At 73.1% G+C, this 13712-nt stretch carries 8 protein-coding genes and 1 pseudogene; 4 read left to right on the top strand and 5 right to left on the bottom strand.

All coding sequences use genetic code 11. The features are described from left to right. Positions 1-9: 9 nt before the first annotated feature. Positions 10-2487 (bottom strand): ThuA domain-containing protein, encoded by a 2478-nt coding sequence (locus B1H29_RS05710; protein WP_199832370.1) that lies wholly within the window; start codon positions 2485-2487, stop codon positions 10-12. 221 nt (positions 2488-2708) lie between these two features. On the opposite strand from B1H29_RS05710, the gene B1H29_RS05705 reads away from it, so the two are divergent. Next, positions 2709-3719, top strand: coding sequence for a multicopper oxidase domain-containing protein (locus tag B1H29_RS05705; protein WP_055419181.1), 1011 nt, complete (start codon positions 2709-2711; stop codon positions 3717-3719). A gap of 164 nt (positions 3720-3883) precedes the next feature. Beyond that, entirely contained in the window at positions 3884-4933 is a 1050-nt protein-coding gene (locus B1H29_RS05700) for a LacI family DNA-binding transcriptional regulator (RefSeq protein ID WP_055419180.1), read from the top strand. A gap of 392 nt (positions 4934-5325) precedes the next feature. Here B1H29_RS05700 and B1H29_RS05695 read toward each other — a convergent pair whose 3' ends face one another. Then, positions 5326-6111, bottom strand: coding sequence for a VOC family protein (locus tag B1H29_RS05695; protein ID WP_055419924.1), 786 nt, complete (start codon positions 6109-6111; stop codon positions 5326-5328). Between the two features lie 190 nt (positions 6112-6301). Between B1H29_RS05695 and B1H29_RS05690 the strand changes: the two genes are divergently transcribed. Together B1H29_RS05690 and B1H29_RS39180 are read left to right on the top strand one after the other, a co-directional pair. Next, entirely contained in the window at positions 6302-6547 is a 246-nt protein-coding gene (locus B1H29_RS05690) for a WhiB family transcriptional regulator (RefSeq protein ID WP_079160709.1), read from the top strand. A gap of 80 nt (positions 6548-6627) precedes the next feature. After that, positions 6628-9987, top strand: a complete 3360-nt coding sequence (locus tag B1H29_RS39180) for a hypothetical protein (RefSeq protein WP_055419178.1) — start codon at positions 6628-6630, stop codon at positions 9985-9987. A 98-nt stretch (positions 9988-10085) separates the two neighbouring features. Here B1H29_RS39180 and B1H29_RS05680 read toward each other — a convergent pair whose 3' ends face one another. The 3 genes and pseudogenes from B1H29_RS05680 to B1H29_RS05670 all read right to left on the bottom strand — a co-directional run bounded on the left by B1H29_RS05680 (position 10086) and on the right by B1H29_RS05670 (position 13702). Next, positions 10086-11060, bottom strand: a complete 975-nt coding sequence (locus tag B1H29_RS05680; RefSeq protein WP_055419177.1) for an acyl-ACP desaturase — start codon at positions 11058-11060, stop codon at positions 10086-10088. 207 nt (positions 11061-11267) lie between these two features. Next, positions 11268-11424: pseudogene (locus B1H29_RS05675) on the bottom strand (N(G),N(G)-dimethylarginine dimethylaminohydrolase); the annotation flags it as partial. 19 nt (positions 11425-11443) lie between these two features. Continuing rightward, positions 11444-13702: an ATP-binding cassette domain-containing protein gene (locus B1H29_RS05670; protein ID WP_055419175.1), complete on the bottom strand. Its 2259-nt coding sequence runs from the start codon at positions 13700-13702 to the stop codon at positions 11444-11446. Positions 13703-13712: the final 10 nt, after the last annotated feature.

Below are 13712 nucleotides of genomic sequence, written 5' to 3'. Positions count from 1 at the left end.
GCTGGCGTATCACTCGGACCCCCTCGCAAGCTGTCCGGCGGCCGGCGTCGGCCCACCGCCCTCGTAGGTGACCCGCCACAGGGCCGACTTGGAGTCCGAGGTGAAGAAGCCGCGGCCGTAGTCGAGGACGTACAGCGCGCCGTCCGGGCCGAACTTCCAGCCCATCAGGTTCTTGATGCCGTCGTTGCCGACCGGCACGATCTTCTTCAGCGACTCCGAGTGCACCGGCAGACCGCCGTCGCCCAGCGTCTTCGGGTCCATCAGCACCGCGTTGCGCGGCTGGTCGGCGTCGTAGAAGTCACCGACGAACCACTTGCCGTCCCAGTACGCGGGCCACTTGGTCTCGCTGGTGCTGCCGGCGTCGTAGCGGTAGACCGGGCCGTTCATCGCGGCCTGGCCGCCGCCCTTGAGCCAGGGCAGCTTGTAGGTGGCCTCGTCCTGCTCGTACGACGGGATGCCGTTCTCGTCGCGCGGGAAGTCGGGGCCGCCGCCCTGCGGCGAGTACCAGATGTTGTTGCCGGTCACCGGCGGCAGGTTGACCAGGCCGTCGTTGTTCGGCGACTCGTTCTTCGGGGCGTCGCAGTCGTACCAGCCCAGCGGCTTCGACGGGTCCGGCAGGTTCCGGTCCCGGTAGGGCTGCTTGTTGCCCATGCAGTACGGCCAGCCCCGGTTGCCCGCCTCGGTGATCGCGGCGAACGTGTCGTACTTGGCCGGGCCCCAGGTCGGGGACGGGGAGCCGGCGTCCGGGCCGACCCAGCCCGCGTAAAGGGTGTCGGTCTCCTTGTCGACGGAGATGCGCGCCGGGTTGCGGACGCCCATCACGTAGATCTCGCCGCGTGTCTTGCCACCGCCCTCGGCGGTCTCCTTCCCGGTGAAGAGGTTGCCCTCGGGGAGCGTGTAGGTCCCGTCCGGCTCCGGGTGGATGCGCAGGATCTTGCCGTTGAGGTTGTTGGTGTTGCCGGCGGTGCGGCGCGCGTCGGCGAAGGACACGCCCTTGAAGTTCGGCTCCGGGTTGTTGCCCGAGTAGCCGCCGCTGAATCCGCTGGAGTTGTTGTCACCGGTCGCGATGTACAGGTTGCCCTTGGAGTCCCAGGCCAGCCCGCCGCCCGCGTGGCAGCAGCTGTGGATCTGCACCGGCCACTTCAGCAGCACCTTCTCGCTGCCCAGGTCCAGCTTGTCGGTCGCCTGGTCGAGCGTGAAGCGGGAGACCCGCCGCTCGGCCATGTGGGTGTCGCGGTTGATCTCGGAGTGCGGCGTGTAGTGCAGGTACACCCAGCCGTTCTCGGAGAACGCCGGGTCCAGCTCGATGCCGAGCAGGCCCTCCTCGACCTTGGTCAGCTCGCCGCCGCCGCCCTTGTTGCCGAAGACGGTCAGTTCACCGGCGAGCGTGACCTTGTCGGTTTTCGGGTCCCAGACGTGGATCTCGCCCTTGCCCTTGCCGATGTCCGGGTCGTTCCAGTCGGTGACCACGGGCTGGGAGGAGTCCGCGCCGCCCCGGCCGATGTAGAACACGCGGCCGTCGGGCGCGGTGACCAGGCCGTGCGGCTCGCCGATCTGGTCGTTCTGGCCGGGCTGGTTGGGGTCGGTCAGGCGCTCGGCCTTGTAGTTGCCGTTGATGGTCGCCTTGCAGTCGGCCTGCGCCAGCCGCGTGGTCCACATCAGGGCGCCGCGCAGATGGGCGCGGAAGTCGGTCTCGTCGTACGACGACACCGTGCCGCCCATGCCGGTGTAGAAGGACCGGCCGCCGTCGTAGTCCCGGCACCAGCTCACCGGGTGGTCCCAGCCGTTGGCGCTCGCGCCGGGCTGGTACGTCGACTCGCGCACCCGGGCCACGGTGTGCACGTCGCCGGACGGGTTCTCCACCCAGTTCATCCACTGGTCGGGCCGCTTCCACTGCACCGGCAGGTCCTTGGTGGCCGGATGGCGCCGGTCCCCGACCTCGACGGTGGCCCGCTGGACCTTGCTCGGGCTGGAGGCGGCCGGGCGGGCGCCGACCAGACCGGTGAACCAGTCCGAGTACGGCTCCGCGCGGGCCGCGTCGTGGATGCCGACGAACCCGCCGCCGGCCTCCATGTACGCCTCCAGGCCCGCCTCCTGGGCCGGCGTCAGGACGTCGCCGCCGCCGGTCAGGAACACGACCGCGTTGAAGCGGCCGAGCTTCTTGTCGTTGGTGAAGACCGAGGCGTTGTCCGTGGCCTCGACCCTGAAGCGCTCCTTGGCCGGGCCGGAGAGCCCGATCCGCTCGATGGCCGCGATCCCGGCGTTCACGACCGGGGACTCGTCCCCGGCCGCGGCGGAACCGTAGAAGATCAGCACACGTACGTTGGCGCCGCCGGGCGGCGACTTGATCGACATCGTTGTCAGGGACGGGTCCGGCGCCGGACGTGCGCTGGCGGCAGGGCCCGCCAGCAGTCCCGCGGCGACGAAACCGGCGGTCGCGAACGCCGCCCAGCCTCTGCTTCTCGCGCTCAACCCTCTTAAGGGCATGGGCACCTCCTCGGTCACGGCAGCAGCGCCAAGGAAGTTAGACCTCTTTGCATGGTTCGCCAATAGGTATGACCGGGATCGAACGAACTTTGTCCTGAGTGTGGATAAACCCGGCGGCAACCGGTACCGTCCCACAGGTTCATCACGGCCAATCAGGTCGTCGCACCGGCGTCCCATTGGCTACGTCTCCGCAAATTCCTTATCAGCGTGGGGAGTTCGGCATGGACAGGCGAGGCTTCAACCGACGGGTGCTACTGGGCGGCGCGGCCGCGGCGACATCGTTGTCCATCGCTCCGGAGACCGCCGGCGCGGCCGGGGCGGCCAAGTCAGTCACCGCGAGGACGGCTCCGGCCGGGGGCGAGGTGAGACACGTCAAGATGTACGCCGAGAGGCTGCCCGACGGACAGATGGGCTACGGCTTCGAGAAGGGCAAGGCGTCCGTCCCCGGCCCGCTGATCGAGCTCAACGAGGGCGACACGCTGCACATCGAGTTCACGAACACGATGGACGTACGGGCGAGCCTGCACGTCCACGGCCTGGACTACGAGATATCCAGCGACGGCACGAGGATGAACAAGAGCGACGTCGAGCCCGGCGGCACCCGCACCTACACCTGGCGCACCCACAAGCCGGGCCGCCGGAAGGACGGCACCTGGCGGGCGGGCAGCGCGGGCTACTGGCACTACCACGACCACGTCGTCGGCACCGAGCACGGCACCGGCGGCATCCGAAAGGGCCTGTACGGCCCGGTGATCGTGCGCCGCAAGGGCGACGTACTGCCGGACGCGACGCACACGATCGTCTTCAACGACATGCTCATCAACAACCGGGAGCCGCACACCGGGCCCGACTTCGAGGCCACCGTGGGCGACCGCGTCGAGATCGTGATGATCACGCACGGCGAGTACTACCACACCTTCCACATGCACGGTCATCGCTGGGCGGACAACCGCACCGGCATGCTCACCGGGCCCGACGACCCGAGCCAGGTCATCGACAACAAGATCACCGGGCCCGCGGACTCCTTCGGCTTCCAGATCATCGCGGGGGAGGGGGTGGGCGCCGGGGCGTGGATGTACCACTGCCACGTGCAGAGCCACTCCGACATGGGGATGGTGGGGCTGTTCCTGGTGAAGAAACCGGACGGCACCATCCCCGGGTACGATCCGCACGCCCACGAGCACGGGCAGGAGACCGCGACCGGGGAGGAGGCCCCCGCCCACGAGCACTGAGAGGACGGAGAGCCGATCAGGCGTCGTGCACCCATCTGATGAACATGCGCCGATCCTGACGCCGCACCGGCCCCCGCGCAAGCGGGATTCCGACGCCGAGCGCGCCCCCTACCGCCCGACGGCCTGCCGCTATCCTGAGCCGCAGCCGCCGAAGGGGAGTGCCCGTGACCGAGACCGCGCCGCGTCCCACGCTGGAGGCCGTGGCCGAGCGCGCCGGGGTCTCGCGGGCCACCGTGTCCCGGGTGGTCAACGGGGCGCAGGGGGTGCGGGAGGCGCTGGCCGAGCGGGTCCGGCGTGCGGTGGAGGAGCTCGGATACGTGCCCAACCAGGCCGCCCGCAGTCTGGTGACCAGACGCCACGACGCGGTCGCCGTCGTCGCCGCCGAACCGGAGACCCGGGTCTTCGCCGACCCGTACTTCGCCCAGCAACTGCGCGGCATCAGCAAGGAACTGACGGCCCACGACAACCAGCTCGTGCTGCTGCTCACCGAGGGCCGCGAGGACCATGCCCGCGTCGGCCGCTACCTGGCCGGCGGCCACGTCGACGGCGCGCTCGTCTTCTCCCTGCACCTCGACGACCCGCTGCCCGGCCTCGTCCGCGGCGCCGGCGTGCCGACCGTGTTCGGCGGGCGCCCCGGCTGGGACGACGGCCGGGACGACGTCGTCTACGTGGACAGCGACAACCGCGGCGGCGCCCGCGACGCCGTCCGCCACCTGGCCGGCCTCGGCCGCACCCGCGTCGCGCACATCACCGGCCCGCTCGACCAGACGTCCGCGGCCGACCGGCTCGCCGGCTTCCGCGACGTCCGGGGCGACGCCGGCCCGGGGCTGATCGCGCGCGGGGACTTCACCTCGGGCGGCGGGGAGCGGGCGATGCGGGAGCTGCTCGACCGGTGCCCGGACCTGGACGCCGTGTTCGCGGCCAACGACCTCACCGCGGCGGGGGCGCTGAGGGTGTTGCGCGAGCGCGGGCGGCGGGTGCCGGACGACGTGGCCGTGGTCGGCTTCGACGACATGCTGCCGGTCGCCGAGCAGACCGACCCGCCGCTGACCACGGTCCGTCAGGACATCGAGGGGATGGGCCGGCTGATGGCCCGCCTGCTGCTGCGCGGCCTGGACCACGGCACCGCCGCGGGGGAGCCCGCGCCGACCGGGCCGGACACGGCGTCCGGTGTCGTCCTGCCGACGACCCTGGTGCGACGCGCGACCGCGTGAGGCGGTGACCGCGCTCGGCGGGTCTCGGGACCCTGCCGGGCGGAGGGCTGCCCCGTCCGGCGGCCCCGGCGTGGACGCGGCGCGTGGGGCGGTTTCGCCCATGGTCCGGGGGGTGTGGCCTGCGGTGGCGCGTGGCGGTTCGTGGGTGTGGCCTGCGGTCGCCCGTGTGATCCGACGTGGCGGGGGACGGTTTCGCCCATGGTCCGGGGGGTGTGGCCTGCGGTGGCGCGTGGCGGTTCGTGGGTGTGGCCCGCGGTCGCCCGTGCGATCCGACGTACCGGGGGACGGGTTCGCCCATGGCCCGGGGGGTGTGGCCTGCGGTGGCGCGTGGCCGCCCGCGCGACCCGACGCGGTCCTGCCGTCCGACCGCCGGGCCGACCACCACCCGGCCCCTAAACCTCCCGCGGCAGCGGCCTGAGGACCGCGAACCGGGCGCCGTACGGATCGGCGAGCCGGGCCAGGCGCCCCACGCCCTCGATGTCCGTCGCGGGCATCCGCACCGCGCCGCCCAGCTCCCGGGCCCGGGCGACCACGGCGTCCGTGTCGTCGACCGCGAAGTACGGCAGCCAGTGGGCGTCCGTCTCCAGCGGGTCGTCGGCGAGCGGAACGACGCCGCCGAACATGCTCTCCTCGCCCTCGCCCGCCGGATTGACGCAGGTGTACGCGCCGCCGGGGAACGAGACGGCCGAGGTCTCCAGCCCCAGCACCGCCCGGTAGTACGCGGCGGCGGCGGCGATGTCCGCCGTGTACAGCTCGACCCAGCACAGCGCACCGGTGTCACCGGCCACGCCCAGGCCGCCCAGCCGACCCGGCTGCCAGACGCCGAACGGCACCCCGGCCCGGTCGGCGAGGATCGCCATGGTGCCCTGGCCCAGCACATCCATCGGCCGCACGAGCACACCGCCGCGGGACTGCTCGGAGGTCTTGGCGGCGGCCTGCGCGTCCGGCGTCTGGAAGTACACCGTCCAGGACGGCGGGCCCTGCTCCGGCGTGGTCTCCCTACCGCCGGCCACGATCCGGCCGTCCAGCTCGAAGAAGCCGTAGCCGCCCGCCTCGGGCCCCGCCGACCGGAACCGCCAGCCGAAGAGTTCCCCGTAGAAGGAAGTGGTGCCGTCGATGTCGGACGTGCCGACGTCGACCCAGTTCGGGGCGCCGGTGACGTAACGGGTGGTGAGCATCATCGCCCTCCTCGGAAGGGTCCCGTTGCCTGCACTGCCGAGTCTTCCACCCCCCACTGACAATCGCTTCCGCGCGCCGCCGTGCGTCCCCGTCCCGGGCGGGGGACCATCGGGTCGGCCACGGGCCCGGCCGAGCGGCGTTGATCCCGCGTTGATCGAACGTTTTTCGCCGCCCGGCACGCTGCTGTCCATGCACATCGAGACGATCGCGACGCCCGACCTCGCCTGGCAGGAGGAGGCGTTGTGCGCACAGACCGGGGGAGACTTCTTCTTCCCCGAGCCCGGCAGTTCCGTACGGGACGCCAAGCGGATCTGCGCCCTGTGCCCGATCCGCTCGGCCTGCCTGGAGTACGCGCTGAGCAACGACGAGCGCTTCGGCGTCTGGGGCGGGCTGTCGGAGAAGGAACGGCTGGCGCTGCGGCGCACCATGCACTGAGCCCGGCCGGCCCCCGGCGACGCACCGCCCGCACCGAAATTCGCTGTGCCCGCGCCCGCCGCGGCAGGCACAATCCCCGCATGTCGCGAACCGCCGCACAGGCCGAGGCCGAGAGCCTGCTGCACGCCCTGGACCCACTCGCCCACTCCTCCCGCCTGCGGGAACTCGTCGTGCGAGTCAGGGAGTCGGCCGCTTCGCGCCCCGTGCTCGGCGAGCTCGAACGGCACGGAGCGTACGGGCGCGGGCTCGCCGTCGTCGCCGCGTCCGCGGTGGGTGACGCCGAGTGGATCGCGGACCGGATCGCCGACGCCGACCCGTACGTGCGCGGCCACGCACTGCGCGTCGCCGACAGCCTCGGCGTGCCGGACACGGCGTTCGAGGCGGCGCTCGCCGACGCCCCCGAGGCGGCACGCCGCGACCTGCTGCGCGCCGTCGTGACCGGCGGACGCACCGCCCTCGCCGACCGGCTGGTCGAGGGCCTGCGCCGGGACTGGGGCGACGCCGAGGCCGCCCGCCTGCTGCCGGGCTGCACCGCGCCGACCGTCGCCCGGCTGCTGCCCGGCCTGCTGTACGCCGTCCGCGCGTGGACGCCGCTCGCCAAGCGGCACCCGGCGGCACTGCTCGGCGTGCTGGAGGAGGAACTGACCGCGCTGCCGGAATCCCTGCGCGACACCTGGTGGCATCGGTACGCGCACGCGCTCGCCACTCTCGCGTCCGGTGAGCCGGCGCGTGTGCTGGCGCTGCTGGAGCTGCGGGGGCCGGGCCGTCTGCCGGACGAACTGCGCGGCCACCTGCCCGCGTTCGCCGCCGTGGACCCGCGACGGGTGCTGCGGCTGCTGCCCACGCCCGCCTGGGCCCCCGTCGTGCGCGTCCACGGGCTCGGGCGCACGGCGCTGTACCGACTGACCCGGACCGACTCGCCCGAACTCGTCGCCTACGGCCGCACCCTGCTGCCCTACGGCGACCTCCCGCGGCTGCTGAAGGCGCTCCCGCCCGCCCGGCGCCACGCGCTCTGCACGGCCGTCCGGGAGGGGAAGGGGGCCGGGGCGGCCGACACCACCGAGCAGTTGCTGGAGGTGCTGCCCCGCCACCACGCCGAGCAGGAGGCCCGGGAGGCCGCCGCACGCGCGCGTGAGACCGGTGCCGCCGAGAACACGATCCTCGGCGTCGAGTCGTTCCTGCCCGTCGCCGAGGTACGCGACCGTCTCGCGGCCGCCACCCGGCGTCCGGACGCCGACGACCGCGCCCGGGCCTGGCCGCTGCTGATCCGCAACGCCGCCCGCTCCGGTGACCGGGCCGCGGTCACCGCCGCCCTGGAGGACATGGGGCGGCTGCGGAACGAACAGGACCCCGTGCGGGCCGCCGCCCTGCGGGCGACGCGCGCCGTCCCGCCCGCGCTGTTCACCGAGGACGCCGCCGGACACCTGGACCGCATCGCCACCGACGCCGTCGAGGCCCGCGACTCCTCGTACGAGACCCGGCGGTCGCTCAGCGGACTCGCCCTGGACGTGCTGCGCGAGCACGCGGCGGAGGGGACGCGCTCGTTGGTGAACTGGGCGCTGCGCACCCTCGTGCGGATATCCGACACGACGGGGGGCGCCGACCTCGGGCGCCTCGACCACACCCTGCGGCGCGGCCAGGAGCACCAGGTGTACGAGGCCCTGCGGCCGTGGATCGAGGCGGGCGCCGAGAAGTCCGACTACGGCCTGGTCATCGCGCTCGCCCGCGCGGTGGGGTCCCGGGCCGCCGGCATGACCGAACTGCAGGACATGCTCTGGCAGGCCGTCCGGTACGGCGACGACGCGACGGTACGCGCCGCGGTCGCCCTGTGGCTGGAGCCGACCGCCACACGCGACGAGCGGGTGGCCCGCGTCCTCGCCCGCGAACCGTCGGCGGCCGCGCTGCCCCCGGTCCGCACCGCGCTCGTCGCGCACCGCACCGACCTCCTGGACGTGCTCCTCGCCGACACCCCGCCCTACGGCCGCTTCCTGACCAAGGCAAGACCCCCATTCCTGCCGCTGGACCCGTACGACGTGCGCCGGTGGGTACCGCGCCAGCAGCAGGCCCTGCTGCGTCTGCTGGCCGAGCAGGCCGCGGACTCCGGGCTGACGCTGTACCAGCGCGCGAGCTCGCTCACGCAGGCCGCGGCCGTGCCCGACGGGGGTGCCGACCTGGTACGCCGCTGGACCGGCGCGGCGGAGGTGGTGCTCGCCGAGGCCGCGCTCGCCGCCCTGGCCCACACCGACCGGGCCGCCGATTCGCTGCCCGAGCTGCTGGCGCACGCCGGCGGTGACCGGGCCCGCGTCGCCGTGTACGCGGTCACCCAGGCGTCCCGGCACGCGCCCCCGTCGCGGGTCGCCGTCCACCTGAGGGACGTGCTGCGGGCGCCGGACGCCAAGGTGACCAGCCGGAAGGAGGCGGTCCGGCTTGCCGCGGTCCGGCTTCCCGTACCGGACGCCGCGGCTCTGATCAGCGAGGTCCACACCCGTGCGGACACCCACCCGGACGTACGCGCCGCCTGTGTGTCCTGCGCCGGCGGGCTGCTGGGGCGCGACGAGGTCTGGGAGTTGCTGCGGGACGCCGCCAGCGGTGCGCCCGCCTTGCGGACCGCCCTGCTGCGGGCCGCGCCGCTGGACCTGCCCGGCGCCCACCGCGCGCGGTACGCCCGCCTGGTGCGCGAGGTCGCCGCCGCCGAGGACCCCGCGACCACGGTCGCCGCCTTCCAGGCGCTGGCGCGCTGGACCCCCTGGTCTCCCGAGGCCCCCGCAGTGCTGGCCGAGGCCGTCACGGACCTCACGAACCGCGGTACCTGGCACTCCGCGGCAAGCGCCCTGACCGAGGCCGCGACGAGCGCGCCGCACGGGCTGGCCGGGCTGCTGCACGCGCTGCGCACGCTCGCCGGCGCGGCCGCCGAGGACGACAGCGACGCCGGCGAACGGCGGGACCGGCCGGCGCGGCGGCGCGTCGAGTTCCTCGTCGCCCGGCTCGAGGCCCCCGTCGGCCGCTCCGAGGCGGGTGTGCGCCCGGCGGGCCTCGCCGCCGCCGAACTGCTGGCGGAGTACGAGGCCTACGTGGCGCTGGCCGCCGGCCTCGCCGCGACGCACCTGGACCTGACCGCCGTCCCGCCGCGCCTGGGCCGGGTGACCGCCATGGCCGGAGCCGGGCGCCCGGCGCTCGCCGCGCGTGTCGCCGAGCAACTGCGCGGACGCCTGGAGCGCCGGGATCAGCCGGGCGACGCCGGGGTACTGCGTGCCGAGGTCCAGGCGCTGGCCGAGCACGGCGGCCACGCCGAGGGGCTGGTGGCCGTCGCCGTCACCGGCGCGCTGGGCAGCCGCGAGGGGTGGCCCGCGCCCTGGCGCGAGCTGCTGCGGACGCTGCGCCGCCACCCGGCCGCCGACGTGCGCGACGCGGCGCTCGAGGAGACCACGGCCTACGAGTGACAGCGCCCGGACCAGGGCGCCCGGCCGAGGGCCCACTCGCCACAGGCCCGAGTGGCGAAGGCCGCGCACGGGCCGAGGGGCCCCGGACCCGGACGCGGTCAGCCCGCGGCGCGGGCCGCCATCCGCGCCTTGCGCGCCGCCAGCTTCTCGTCGAACTTGGCGGCCTCCGCGTCCAGCCCGCCCATGTACAGCCCCAGCTCCTCCTGGGCCGCCTGTCCCTCGGGGCCGAGACCGTCGATCTCCAGGACCTTCAGGAAGCGCAGCACCGGCTGGATCACGTCGTCGTGGTGGATGCGCAGGTTGTAGACCTCGCCGATCGCCATCTGCGCGGCGGCCCGCTCGAAGCCGGGCATGCCGTGGCCGGGCATCCGGAAGTTCACGACCACGTCCCGCACCGCCTGCATCGTCAGGTCGGGCGCGAGTTCGAAGGCAGCCTTGAGCAGGTTGCGGTAGAAGACCATGTGCAGGTTCTCGTCGGTGGCGATGCGGGCCAGCATGCGGTCGCAGACCGGGTCGCCGGACTGGTGGCCCGTGTTGCGGTGCGAGATGCGGGTGGCCAGCTCCTGGAAGGCGACGTAGGCCACCGAGTGCAGCATCGAGTGCCGGTTGTCCGACTCGAAGCCCTCGCTCATGTGGGCCATGCGGAACTGCTCCAGCTTGTCCGGGTCGACCGCGCGCGAGGCGAGCAGGTAGTCGCGCATCACGATGCCGTGCCGGCCCTCCTCCGCGGTCCAGCGGTGCACCCAGGTGCCCCAGGCGCCGTCCCGGCCGAAGAGGCTCGCGATCTCGTGGTGGTAGCTCGGGAGGTTGTCCTCCGTCAGCAGGTTCACCACCAGGGCGATCCGGCCGATCTCGGTGACCTTGGACTGCTCCTTCTCCCAGGCCTCGCCGTCCTCGAAGATTCCCGGGAAGTTCCGGCCGTCGGTCCACGGCACGTACTCGTGCGGCATCCAGTCCTTGGCGACCTGCAGATGACGGTTGAGTTCGGTCTCGACCACTTCTTCCAGCGCGTACAGCAGCCGGGCGTCGGTCCATTCGGCGGAACTGCCGAGGTGCGGGGAGACGATCGTCACGAATAACTCCAGGGGACGTACGACAGAGCGGTAAGCGACCGGCGAGCGGTGCCGGGGAACCTACGGGATCGTAGGCTACGAAACCGTAGGTTACGAGACCGTAGGTTAAACGCACTGTAAAGCGCCCTGATCAGCCGCCGCCCACCGGGGTGGCGATGCCCCGAGAGCCGCAGGTCCCAGGGCTGAACGGGTGACGCTCGGGCCGGCTCAGCCGTACAGTTCCCGCAGCCGGACCGAGAGGCACGTCACAGATCCCCCCCAGCTTCTCGGACTCGCCGATGTCGACGACCACCGGCAAGTGGCCGAGGCCGGCGAGCAGGTCCGCCGGCTTCGGCGCGCTCGCCGCCATCATGCAGCGCGCCCCCGTACGGACGGAACCCCCGTCAGTGCCGTGCGGCCCTCCTGAGATGCTCCGCCGTGCTGGAACCGCGGGCGGTGAGCAGTGCGCTCGGGGTGCCCTCGAAGACCACCCGGCCGCCGTCCCGGCCCCCGTCCGGGCCCAGGTCGATCACCCAGTCGGCGTGCGCCACCACGTCCAGGTTGTGCTCGACGACCACGACCGTGTTGCCGGTGCCGACCAGTCGGTCCAGCAGGGCGAGCAGCCCCTCGACGTCCGACATGTGCAGTCCGGTGGTCGGCTCGTCCAGGACGTACACGGCGCCGGTGCGGTGCAGCCGGGTGGCCAGCTTGATGCGCTGGCGCTCGCCGCCGGAGAGCGTGGACAGCGGCTGCCCCAGCGTGAGGTAGGTGAGGCCGACGTCGCGCAGGGCGCCCAGCCGCCGCCGTACACCCGGGTCGGCGAAGAACTCCAGGGCCTGGTCGGCGGTCATCGCCAGCACGTCGGCGATGGAGGTGCCGTCGATCGTCAGCCGCAGCACCTCCTCGCGAAAGCGCCGGCCCTCGCAGTCGACGCAGGCCGTCGTCACGGGGTCCATGAACGCGAGGTCGGTGTGGATGATCCCGCGCCCCCCGCACGCACCGCACGCGCCCGCCGAGTTGAAGCTGAAGAGCCCCGGCTCGGCGCCCGTCTCCCGCGCGAAGATCTTCCGTACCGTGTCCATGATCCCCAGGTACGTCGCCGGATTCGACCGCGCCGAGACGCCGATCGAGGACTGGTCGACGACGACCGTGTCCGGATGCGCGGCGATCAGCTCCGCGACCAGCGTGCTCTTGCCCGAGCCGGCGACCCCGGTGACCGCGGTCAGCACCCCGGTCGGGAAGGCCACCGTCACGTCCCGCAGGTTGTGCCGGTCGGCGCCCTTCACCCACAGCTCGCCGGTCGGGGTCCGCGGGTGCTCCTTCACCGCCGTCCGGCGTCCGAGGAACCGTCCGGTGAGCGTGTCCGCCGCGGCCAGCTCGCCCGGCGTCCCCTCGAACACCACCCGGCCGCCGCCCGCGCCGGCTCCCGGGCCCATGTCGACGACGTGGTCCGCCAGCGCGATGACGTCCGGGTCGTGCTCGACGACCAGCACGGTGTTGCCCTTGTCGCGCAGCCGCAGCAGCAGGTCGCCCAGGCGTCCGACGTCGCGCGGGTGCAGCCCGACGCTGGGTTCGTCGAAGATGTACGTCATCCCGGTCAGGCTGGAGCCGAGGTGCCGCACGGTCTTCAGCCGCTGTCCCTCGCCGCCGGACAGGGTGGAGGTCTCCCGGTCGAGGCTGAGATAGCCGAGGCCGATCGCCTCGACACGCTCCAGCGCGGTGACCGCGGCACCGGCCACCGGCCGGGCCACCGGGTCGTCGATCCGCTTCAGTACGGCGATCAGGTCGGTGATCTGCATCGCGGAGCAGTCGGCGATGGAGTGGCCGTCGATCCGGGTCGCGAGCGCCGCCGCGTTCAGCCGGGCGCCGCCGCACTCGGGGCAGCGGCCCTCGACCAGGAAGCCCCGTACCAGCTCCCGGGTCCGTTCGCTCATCGCCGACAGGTCCCGCTTGAGGTACAGCCGTTCGAAGCGGTCGGCGAGCCCCTCGTACTCGGTGGTCCAGGTGCCGCCCGTGCCGTTGACGGTGACCTTGCTGCCGGGCCGCCCGCGCATCAGGAACGCCCGCTCGGCGTCCGTGAAGTCGCCGACCGGCTTGGCCGGGTCCAGTTCGTCGGTGTTGGTGTAGGCCTGCCCCTGCCAGGTCCCCGCGGCGAACGGCGGGAAGCGGACCGCCCCGTCGGCCAGCGACCTGGCCGGGTCGAGGACGCGGTCCCAGTCGGGCTGCACCTTGCGGCCCAGTCCGTCGCAGCCGGGGCACATGCCCGACGGGTCGTTGAACGAGTACGCCGTCGCCGCCCCGGCGCTGGGCGTGCCGTGCCGGGAGAACAGCACCCGCAGCACCGCGTGGATGTCGGTCATCGTGCCGACCGTGGACCGGGAGTGGCCGCCGACCGGACGCTGGTCGACGACGATCGCGGGGGAGAGGTCCTCCAGGGCGTCCGCGTGCGGCCGCTCGTACTTGGGCAGCCGGTTGCGCACGAACCAGGTGAACGTCTCGTTGAGCTGGCGCTGCGACTCGACCGCGATCGTGTCGAACACGACCGACGACTTCCCCGATCCCGAAACGCCGGTGAACACGGTCAACCGGCCTTTCGGGACACGGAGGCTGACGTCTTGGAGGTTGTTCTCCCTGGCTCCGGTGATGCTGATGAACTCGCTCATGCGAGCGACG

The sequence above is a fragment of the Streptomyces pactum genome, from assembly GCF_002005225.1.
GTDB lineage: Bacteria > Actinomycetota > Actinomycetes > Streptomycetales > Streptomycetaceae > Streptomyces > Streptomyces pactum_A.
The sequence above is the reverse complement of the archived record's forward strand: the minus strand, read 5'-3'. Positions and strand labels throughout refer to the sequence as shown.

Bases quoted from the DNA above. Each gene is read 5' to 3' on its own strand.
- B1H29_RS05705 (WP_055419181.1), top strand. From the start codon at position 2,709: ATGGACAGGCGAGGCTTCAACCGACGGGTGCTACTGGGCGGCGCGGCC.
- B1H29_RS05710 (WP_199832370.1), bottom strand. From the start codon at position 2,487: ATGCCCTTAAGAGGGTTGAGCGCGAGAAGCAGAGGCTGGGCGGCGTTC.
- B1H29_RS39180 (WP_055419178.1), top strand. From the start codon at position 6,628: ATGTCGCGAACCGCCGCACAGGCCGAGGCCGAGAGCCTGCTGCACGCC.
- B1H29_RS05695 (WP_055419924.1), bottom strand. From the start codon at position 6,111: ATGCTCACCACCCGTTACGTCACCGGCGCCCCGAACTGGGTCGACGTC.
- B1H29_RS05690 (WP_079160709.1), top strand. From the start codon at position 6,302: ATGCACATCGAGACGATCGCGACGCCCGACCTCGCCTGGCAGGAGGAG.
- B1H29_RS05670 (WP_055419175.1), bottom strand. From the start codon at position 13,702: ATGAGCGAGTTCATCAGCATCACCGGAGCCAGGGAGAACAACCTCCAA.